Genomic DNA, 9932 nt, shown 5'->3' on the forward strand with positions numbered 1-9932 from the left:
ATATGATGTAAAAATTAATTAAATACTAACCAGCAGCTGCTAATTCCATTAAAATTGTACAACCAATTGCAGCAATAGTTCCAACTGCGTAACCAAAAACAGCTAACAATACACCTACTGTAGCTAAAGAAGGATGAAAAGCAGAAGCAACAATAGGAGCAGATGCTGCACCACCAACATTGGCTTGGCTTCCTACGGCTAAAAAGAAGTATGGAGCTTTTATAAGTTTTGCAACAATTATTAATAGGATTGCATGAATAGACATCCAAACAACACCTACTGCTATAAGACCAACATTATCGAAAATTAGAGTTAAATCCATTTTCATACCTATTGATGCTACTAGAATATAAATAAATACACTACCAAATTTGCTGGCTCCAGCGCCTTCATAGTTTTTTGCTTTTGTAAACGATAATAGTATTGCAATTATTGTTGCAACACTAATCATCCAGAAAAACTTAGAACCTAAGAAGGTAAAGATGTTTTTAACAGTTGGTGATTGTATACTTACAACTATGTCCTTAAATAAAGGAGCAAGAAAATCTGCAGCTAAATGTGCAATACTTACTGTTCCAAAAGCAATAGCAGCAATTATCATCATGTCTGTTAAAGTGGGATTACGTTTTACTTTTTCTGAAAAACTAGATACTTTAGCTTTTAATTCTTCTATAGATGAATTATCAGCTTTTAACCATTTATTTATTCTATCAGATTTTCCAATTCCAATTAATAGAATAGCCATCCAAACATTGGCAACAACAATATCAACAAATACCATTGTACCATATTTTGCCTGGTTAAATTGATATATTTCAAGCATAGCTGTTTGGTTTGCACCACCACCAATCCAACTACCTGCTAAAGTAGATAATCCTCTCCAAACGGCATCAAAACCAATTCCTCCAACAGTTTCTGGTGAAACAATTGAAATTAATAGAATAGCAATTGGACCACCAATTACAATACCTAAAGTACCAGTAAAGAACATAACGAGAGCTTTCCAACCCAGATTAAAAACAGCTTTTAAATCAATACTTAACGTCATTAATACAAGTGCAGCAGGTAATAAGTATCTACTAGCAACATAATAAAGACTGGTATGATGTTCGGTAAAATTTTTAGCTTCATCAACAGTTTCCCAATCTGGTGCAATTAACCCAAATGTGGTTAATGCAGCTGGAAGCATGTAAGCAACAAATAAACCTGGAACTATTTTATAAAATTTTGACCAAAATCCAGATTCTATTGATTCTGAGAAAAAAATAAACCCTAAAGCGATCATTAGTAATCCAAAAACAATGGTGTCTTTTGTAATTAAGGGTTCTTTTTTATAGGCAGTAGAGCTCTCTACAATAGTACTTAGATTAATCAATTGGCTATTATTGGTAAAATTTACAGTTTTAAATTCTATTAATTTTTCATCAATAAAGCTTTCTCGATTTCTTACCACTAAATCTAATAACTTATTTTTTTCTTTATTAATTAATTCTACTTTTCCTTTATAAGTTAAGGTATAGACTCCTTTTGATTCTGAAAATTTAAAATCCTCATTTAATAGATTCTTTCCGAGTTTAACATCTTCAACTTTTACTAACGAATCTTTAATTATAAAAACCAATTCAAAGGAGTTAAAAGATGTAGATTCTATTTTTAAAGGTATTTTATATGCTTTAATACTATTTTTATCAACTTTCTCAACTGTTAATGACTGAGATATACTCATAGACGAAAACAATAAAGCTAAGACTAAAAGTGTTGATTTATATAATTTTTTCATAAAAGGATGGTTTTAGTTCTTGCAAAATACCAAATTAAAACAGTATAAAAAAAAGTAAGAAATAAACTTTGGCACGTAAATTGAAATACACTAATCGAGATTATTTACAGTGACTATTTGTAAGTGTGGTTACTTTAGATTACGAGTAAGTAGTTATCATATTTTTGGTTAGTTAGTTTGATAAAACGTCTTCTTATAGACGTTTTTTCTATTGTATCTTAAATGTGAAATGTTTCATAAAATAAGATATAAAAAACAGAATAAAATAAGTTTGGCACGTTAATTGAATTATAAATTGTAATTACTACAACGACTATTTTAGAGTGTGGTTACTTTAAATTAAGAGTGGTAATTACCATATTTTTGGTTGGTTAGTATGAAAAAGCGTCTTTTTTAAGACGCTTTTCTATTTGTAGAGTTTTAAAATAAAAAAACTCACAGTAATGTGAGTCTTTTTTATTTTAAATAGATGTTTTTATTTTATAAATGTCACAATAGCATCTATAAATCCTGTAGATAATTTTCTTCCTGATTCATTATATGATTTAGAATTCTCTAAATTATCTCCTTCTATAGTTACCAATATATGATTCATTTTTTCAATAATTAATAATTCTGCTTTTGGAGCTACTTCTTTAAGCAATTTGGCTTCAGCTTCTGTAACCTGTAAATCTTTAGTGCCATTAATTATTAGTATTGGCATCTCTAGTTTTTTTATTTCAGTTATTGGATTGTACGACATCCAATTAGAAATAAAAGGTTGGACTTCTAAATTAAATATAGAAACTAATGCAGGAGGAAAATTTGTAGTAGTTTTACCTTCTTCTAAGACTTTAAAAACACGTTTAGTATCTTCTAAATACATTGGTGCAGTTTTTTCTATTTGTTCAATAATTACTTTGTCTATTGATTGTCCTGCACCAGCAAGTGAAATAAAACCATCTGCTAAACCTTGTGCAGCAATTATACCTACTAAACTACCTTGACTATGTCCTGCGATGTAAATTTTGTTGTAATTTTTAGTAGCTTTAAAATAATTGATTACAGATTTAGCATCTACTACAAAATCATCAAACATCATGTCTTTATCTACATTCCCTTTTCTTATTTGTTTTACTATACGCTTATCATATCGAAAAGTAGCAATGTTATTAGTAGTTAGCCCTTCTGCTAATTTTTTAAGTGCATTAGATTTTAAAAAATTTTGATTTCCGTCACGATCCGTTGGGCCAGATCCAGCAATAATAATAACTAAATTTTGTTTTTTACTAGATTCTGGAATTAGTAATGTACCATCAATGAGTTCATTAATAGCGACCTCTTGAGCTATAAAATTTCTTTCTTGAGAAAAACCAAAAAAAGTAACAAACATTAAAACAATAAAAAATTTAGTTTTCATGATATTTTTATTTAAACAGTTCACTATGATTTAGAAGTACTGATTGTAATTATACAACGCAAATTTACACTTAAATATTGAAGAATAAAGCCTTTTATTTTAACCTAAGTGTTGTATAATTCTAAATGTAAGGTTAATTCTAGGTTTTACATCTTTTTTTGTTTTAGCAATTTGGTGAAGCCAATGGTGTTGTGTAGCGCCTTGCATGATTAGTAAACTTCCATGTTCTAGTAGTAGTTTTTGTTTTAATTTTTTATCTTTTCTGTGTTTTAAATTAAAATAACGTGGAGCACCAAATGTAACTGAAGCTATTACAGGATTTACTCCTAACTCCTTTTCGTTGTCTGCATGCCAACCGTTACTATCGTTACCTGTTCTGTATAAATTTACCAGGCAAGTGGTGAATTTAATATTTGTTTTTGTCTCTATTTTAGATTTTATTTTTAATAAAGTTTCAGTAAAAACATTAGGTTGCATAGTAATATTAGAATAGCTATAAGGTTTGTTGTTGTTTGCAAATAATGCTGTTAGTCTTGGTTGAGGATAGGTTTTGCCAAAAACTTTTATATCATCCTGCTTCCAATTAGTTTCATTTAATATGGTATTGAAAAAGGCTTGTGCTTCCTCTTGAGAGAAGAAATTAGGGAAATAACTTATTTCTGCATCTGTTAAATTGAGGTGTATTTCTTCTGAAGAAAACATAAAAAACTAATTATTTCTCTAAATTAGCTTATAAATTCTTTATAATGAAATTTGCTTATAGCTTTTTGCTAACTTTAATCTCACTAGTTGCTTTTGCCCAATTACCTGAAGGTTTTGTGTATGCTAAAATTGAAATTCCTAATATTGAGGTTGACCTGCAATACTGTGGTGATAATAATTTTGTTGGCGAAATAATAGACGGTTACCATGCTAATGTTGCAATTATGACTACCCAAACAGCTTCAGCTTTAAAGCTTGTGCAAGCAGAATTGGCTAAGCAAAATCTGTCTATAAAAATTTATGATGCCTATAGACCACAACGTGCTGTTAATCATTTTGCACGTTGGGCAAAGGTTGTAAATGATACGTTAATGAAAAAGCAATTTTACCCAAGAGTAGACAAGAAAAATTTATTTAGAGATGGTTATATCGCTTCTAAATCTAGGCATAGCAGTGGTAGTACTCTAGATGTTACTTTAGTAAATTCAAAAACAGGAGAAGTGCTAGATATGGGATCACTTTACGATTTTTTTGGAAGCGAATCTTGGGTGGAAAATAAGAACCTAGCTAAAGTACAATCTAAAAACAGACAAACATTACAACAAGTGATGCTAAACAATGGCTTTAGAAACTATGCTCAAGAATGGTGGCATTTTACTTTAAGAGGCGAGCCTTACAGAAACCAGTATTTCGATTTTTTAGTAGAGTAGGACATTGTTTTGGTTAAATGTATTACTAAAGTAATATTTTAATTTTTATTCTTTTCCATTTCTAACCAATCGTTATAAGAAACTACTAAAGGTTCTTTTTTTGGAAGATGTTTTCCTGGTAAGACTCCAATAAACTCCAAATAATGTCCATCTGGATCTGAGAAATAAATAGCAATGGCTGGTATCTTTGTAAATACCATAGGCTGTTCGGTTTTATCGTTTAAGAAATTCCAAAAGTTTAAATTGTTTGCTTTAAGAAAACTAACAGATTCATTTAAAATCCAATCCCTAATCGCATTGAAAAGCAAAATGCCTTACATCTATCTCTTCTTTTGGTTTTTCCCATAAGCCTAACATAGCTTGTTGTGGTTTTCCAATCCAGAATAAGGCTACGCGTCTGTTTTCCTCATAATGGTATTGCTCAAGTTTAAGTATATTGGTATAAAAGGCAATGGAACGTTCAAGATTTTCAACATATAAATGGGTTTCAAAAAGTCCTTTTATCATATCTGTTTAAGTTTTTTTTATTAACAATTCTTACTGAAACTAGTCTAAGATAGTTAAACGAAGTTACTTCCTTTTATAAAAATAAACAGAATCGTGCTAGATTATATATTGTAAGACGTAAACTGTGTATTTATAATAAGGTTGTGTTTATTAATAAAGGATTCGATTTTTTTAATAGCGTCTTGAGAATAGATATAAAACCAAATTTGCCCTGAATAGTGAAACGAGCATACTGTTTTTAAATTTTGAGCATAAAAAAAGTTATAGCCATAATAATTACCTTGTACCAAGTTAAAATAGTCTGGCAGCATGTTTTGTAATACTTTATAATCTGAAACCAGGAGTCCTCCAGAATAGTCTTTTTCTACAATTAACTTTTTAAAATTAGAAAATGCTTTTTTGGTTGAAGGATGGTGGCCTTTTATAGTTTTATGAAACCATGGCACATTAAATAATGGAACAAAAGTGTATTCTAAATGGTGTATTTTAGCAAATAAAGCCATAATTTCTGCTAAAAATAGAACTTCGTCTGTATACTCTGGAGCATCTATTAAAATTTGCCAACCATTTCGAAATCTTCTTTTTTAAGATTGTCGGTAATTTTTTTGAAATTACTAATGTCTTTTTGTAATGATTTTTCTAATTCATCTTTAGAAAAAAAATCTTACGGTTTCGGTGTCTTCATCAAAATATTCGCCAGCTTAAATAATAGTGTTTTTAGTTGGATTCTCTAGATCTTGCCAGCTAGAAATAAAAGATGCAAATATTGGATCTTTAAATACTTTTTTATGACTAATGTATTCCATATTATTTGCTTAAATTCTTAAAACGCTCTAGTAATGTAGGATGCGAGTAATGCATAAAAACATAAGCAGGATGTGGCGTTAAATTGCTTAAACTGTTTTTAGATAATTTTTTTAGCGATGTAATTAATGGTTGCGCTTTGTAGGTGTTTTTTGCGTAATCATCGGCTTGGTACTCGAATTTTCTTGAGAACCAATTCATAATTAAACCAGTAATGGTAGAAATAGGAGAGTACAAAATTCCAAAAGCTATTAAACCAATATGAAAGCTAGGTTTTGCAACACCTAAGGCTTGAGATAATAACGGATTTGAAATTAATAATGATAATATGTATAAGGTTAAACCTGCAAGTAATACAGAAGTTGCCAGATTAAAAATAATGTGTTTCTTTTTATAATGCCCAACTTCGTGAGCCAAAACAGCAACTATTTCCTCTTCTTCTAAATCATTTATTAAGGTATCGTAAAGCGTTACACGTTTTTCATTTCCAAAACCAGAAAAATAGGCATTTGCTTTGGTACTTCTTTTTGAGCCATCTATTACAAAAATTTTGTCTAAATTAAAACCTACGGTTTGTGCATAGTTAGAAATAGCATCACGAAGACTTCCAGATTCTAGAGGTGTTTGTTTATTAAATAATGGTACAATAAGACGAGAGTAGAAGATATTCATAAACAAAGTAAAACCAGCAATTAATGCCCAAGCATATAGCCAAAACATGTTTTCTGTAGTTTGATAAAACCAAGTTAACAGCGCTAAAATTACTCCACCTAAAACAATAGACATTAACCAACCTTTTATTTTATCTATTATAAAAAGTTTTTTTGTGGTTTTATTGAATCCAAATTTTTCTTCAATTACAAAAGTTTGATAGTATGAAAAAGGCGTTGTAATTATATCGCTTCCTAACATAATAATACCAAAGAAAAGGAGTGTAATTATAATTTCGTTTTTACTAAAATCTCTAGCAATTCCATCAATTATAGCAAAACCATCCAAAAAGAAAAAGGCTAATGTTGTTACTATAGAAAAAGAAGCAGTTATTAAAGAAAAACGATAATTAGTCTTCTTGTAATCTTGAAATTTCTGGTATTCTTCAGTATCATAAACATCATTTAATACTTCTGGAATGGTATCGTTATAATGCTTAGCATTTAAAGTATCTAATCCTTGATCTATAATAAAACTAACAATTAAAATGGAGATAAAAATATAGAATAGAATAGTTGGAGTCATAGTTTGAATAATATTTGATGAGGTTGTTAAACCTCCTTGCTGTTTTTAATTTTGTTAGTGTAATGATGCGATATTATTTAAAATCACGTTGCCTTTTAGCCTCAAAAATAAGAATACCTGCTGCAACAGATACATTCATAGAATCTATAGCACCTTGCATAGGAATATTAATGTTTTGTAAGGCTGCTTGTCTCCAGGTTTCACTTAGACCAGAAGCTTCTGTGCCAACAACAATTGCTGTAGCTTTTGTATAATCTTGTTTATGGTACTCTAGAGACTCTTGAAGAATTGCAGCGTATATATTAATTTGTTTTGACTTTAGAAATTCTATAATAGCTTCAGTAGTACCAGTTGCAATTTGGTTAGTAAACAGGCAACCTACACTAGAACGTATTATGTTTGGGTTGTATAAATCTGTTTTAGGATTAGCAATAATTACGGCATCTATATTGGCTGCATCTGCAGTTCTTAGAATAGCACCAATGTTTCCTGGTTTTTCAGGTGCTTCTGCAACTAAAATTAACGGATTAGCGTTTTTAAAGACTAAACTATCTATATTATTCTGTTTGTTTTCTGCAATAGCAATAATACCTTCGGTTGTTTCTCGATATGCTATTTTTTGGTATACGTCTTTACTAACTTCTATAATTTCAGTGTTGTTTATAGAAAGTGTCTTTAAATCTTCAGCAGAAAACAATTCAGCATAAAACAAAATACTTTTTAGCGTATAATCGCCTTTTAACGCTAATTCAATTTCACGAATACCTTCAACTAAAAATAATCTAGATTTTTTACGTTCGCGAGATTTTTCTTTTAATAAAACAATTTGTTTTATTAATGCAATTTGAGTGCTGTTTATTTGTTTGTTAATCATTTAAATAAAAAAATACATATATTTATTGCCGAAACAAATTTAAGCTAAATCTCTTGTTTCTAAAATATTTACTTCAAGCAATTACAAATTTAAAGTAGGAGATATAACTTGTTAATTGTTATATAAGTGGTATTAAACCAATACAAACTAACAACGCTATCATGAAAAAACAATTACTTACCGTTTTATTTTCATTAATAATTTCTTCTTTTATATCTGCACAAGTAGTCGCAAATCAACCAGACCCATTAGCATTATGCGATGTTAATAACCCTGGAGACGAATTAGAAGCTTTTAATTTAGAAGATGCCAACGCGCAAATACTAAACGGTCAAACCGGTATTAGTTTAACCTATTTTAGTAATCAAGCAGGAGCAGACATGAATGATGGAGCTGTAGAGATTTTTAGTCCATACACCAATACGGTAAACCCACAAGCCATTTATGTCAGAGTAGAAGACATAAATAATGGTGGTTTTGATACTACGACCTTAGATTTAGTAGTAGAACAAGCACCAGCTGCATTTACACCAACACCATTGGTCGAAGAAGATCCAGATAACGATGGTTTTACTACGTTTAATTTAACAGATAAAGATTTAGAAATAACTGGTGGTGCAACAGGACTAATAGTTAACTATCATACCACAACAGGCGATGCAGACACAGGAAACAACCCAATAGTAAACACAAGTAACTATACCAATATAAGCAACCCAGACACTGTTTATGCGAGAGTAGAGAGTGTTAATAGTAATTGTTCTGCACTAGTAGCATTAGTTTTACTTACAGAATACGCTCCTTTTCAAGTTAACTCTGCAGCTCTTGAAGCTTGCAATGATAATAATGCTATTGGTACAACAGTATTTGATTTAACTTTAGCTAATCAAGACATTCTAAGTGATCTTGTAGCTAACGATTATACTGTAGCTTATTATGAAACTTACGATGATGCTTTAACAGTTACAAATGCAATAACAAATCCTAATTCTTTTGATGCTAATCCAAATCTACTAACTATATATGTAGGCGTTACAGAAATAGCAACTGGAGATTCTGTAATCACTACAATTAATTTACAAATAAATGAGTTGCCAATTATACTTTTTGATGATATTTATACTATTTGTCAAGGAGATAGTATAGACTTAGTGCCATACACAGTAACGCAACAAGATGCTATTTACCAATGGAATACAGGTTCAACTTCACCAACACTACATGTTAGTCAAGCTGGAGATTATACAGTAACTATTACTAATACAGTTACAGGTTGTGTAAATACAGATACAACAACCGTAAATATAGGCTTCTATCCAGTACTTGGTACAGCAAGTAATTTAACGTCTTGCGACCCAAATCAGGCTTACGATTTATCAATTATAATTCCTGAAATTTTAGATGGTTTAGACCTCAATCAATATACAGTAACTTTTTATGAAAGTACAGCAGATGCTGCTAATCAAGTAAATGCAATACAAAATCCTTCAAGTTATTTGCCAGTAAATACAAACCAAACGATAACAGCTTCTGTAAATGAGGTTAATAGTGAGTGTTCATCGCTTTCGTTTTTCGATATTATTTCTGGTAATTGCCCAGTAACAGTAATATGTGGTCAGCCTGTAACAGCCTCGTTTTGTTATTCGAATAACGAAACATTACAATACACGTATACTAGTAGTGATGGCACACCTTTACAATTGGTTATTGTTTCTGGTCAAGTTGAAAATATTTACGATGAATTAATAGTTTTAGATAGTGATGGTGTTACAAATTTAAATGCAGCGACTCCATATGGTAACGCTGGAGACCTAACAAATTTAATATTTGAAGCCTCAGGCGACACTATTACAATTTATGTAGATTCTGATGCTAGTATTGATTGCCCAGGAAGTAATTACTCGACAATAGATTACGTAG

General features: G+C 30.3%; 9 protein-coding genes and 1 pseudogene. 2 read left to right on the forward strand and 8 right to left on the reverse strand.

What is annotated here, in order from left to right:
* Window positions 1-25: 25 nt before the first annotated feature.
* The 3 genes from QNK89_RS06125 to QNK89_RS06135 all read right to left on the reverse strand — a co-directional run bounded on the left by QNK89_RS06125 (window position 26) and on the right by QNK89_RS06135 (window position 3881).
* Complete coding sequence (locus QNK89_RS06125) at window positions 26-1285, reverse strand: DUF819 family protein (protein ID WP_340170143.1); 1260 nt, start codon at window positions 1283-1285, stop codon at window positions 26-28.
* 970 nt (window positions 1286-2255) lie between these two features.
* On the reverse strand, window positions 2256-3179 hold the full coding sequence (locus QNK89_RS06130; RefSeq protein WP_340170134.1) for an alpha/beta hydrolase: 924 nt from the start codon (window positions 3177-3179) through the stop codon (window positions 2256-2258).
* Window positions 3180-3278: 99 nt separating this feature from the next.
* Window positions 3279-3881 (reverse strand): alpha-ketoglutarate-dependent dioxygenase AlkB, encoded by a 603-nt coding sequence (locus tag QNK89_RS06135; protein ID WP_340170135.1) that lies wholly within the window; start codon window positions 3879-3881, stop codon window positions 3279-3281.
* A 44-nt stretch (window positions 3882-3925) separates the two neighbouring features.
* Here QNK89_RS06135 and QNK89_RS06140 point away from each other — a divergent pair, with 44 nt between their 5' ends.
* The gene (locus QNK89_RS06140; RefSeq protein ID WP_340170136.1) at window positions 3926-4591 is read left to right on the forward strand and encodes a M15 family metallopeptidase; all 666 of its coding nucleotides are present in this window, start codon (window positions 3926-3928) and stop codon (window positions 4589-4591) included.
* A gap of 38 nt (window positions 4592-4629) precedes the next feature.
* Here the strand turns inward: QNK89_RS06140 and QNK89_RS06145 are convergent, their stop codons facing one another.
* The 5 genes from QNK89_RS06145 to QNK89_RS06165 form a co-directional block, all read right to left on the reverse strand.
* A complete protein-coding gene (locus tag QNK89_RS06145) occupies window positions 4630-4791 on the reverse strand; it encodes a hypothetical protein (protein ID WP_340170137.1) in 162 nt (53 codons plus the stop codon).
* An 88-nt stretch (window positions 4792-4879) separates the two neighbouring features.
* Window positions 4880-5098 (reverse strand): VOC family protein, encoded by a 219-nt coding sequence (locus QNK89_RS06150; RefSeq protein ID WP_340170138.1) that lies wholly within the window; start codon window positions 5096-5098, stop codon window positions 4880-4882.
* A gap of 101 nt (window positions 5099-5199) precedes the next feature.
* Complete coding sequence (locus tag QNK89_RS06155; protein ID WP_340170139.1) at window positions 5200-5601, reverse strand: hypothetical protein; 402 nt, start codon at window positions 5599-5601, stop codon at window positions 5200-5202.
* 304 nt (window positions 5602-5905) lie between these two features.
* The gene (locus QNK89_RS06160) at window positions 5906-7138 is read right to left on the reverse strand and encodes a M48 family metallopeptidase (protein ID WP_340170140.1); all 1233 of its coding nucleotides are present in this window, start codon (window positions 7136-7138) and stop codon (window positions 5906-5908) included.
* 73 nt (window positions 7139-7211) lie between these two features.
* On the reverse strand, window positions 7212-8012 hold the full coding sequence (locus QNK89_RS06165) for an RNA methyltransferase (protein ID WP_340170141.1): 801 nt from the start codon (window positions 8010-8012) through the stop codon (window positions 7212-7214).
* Window positions 8013-8173: 161 nt separating this feature from the next.
* On the opposite strand from QNK89_RS06165, the pseudogene QNK89_RS06170 reads away from it, so the two are divergent.
* Window positions 8174-9932, forward strand: a pseudogene (locus QNK89_RS06170) (hypothetical protein); the annotation flags it as partial.

The sequence above is a fragment of the Lacinutrix sp. genome, assembly GCF_037625555.1.
In the GTDB taxonomy this organism is placed as follows: domain Bacteria; phylum Bacteroidota; class Bacteroidia; order Flavobacteriales; family Flavobacteriaceae; genus Lacinutrix.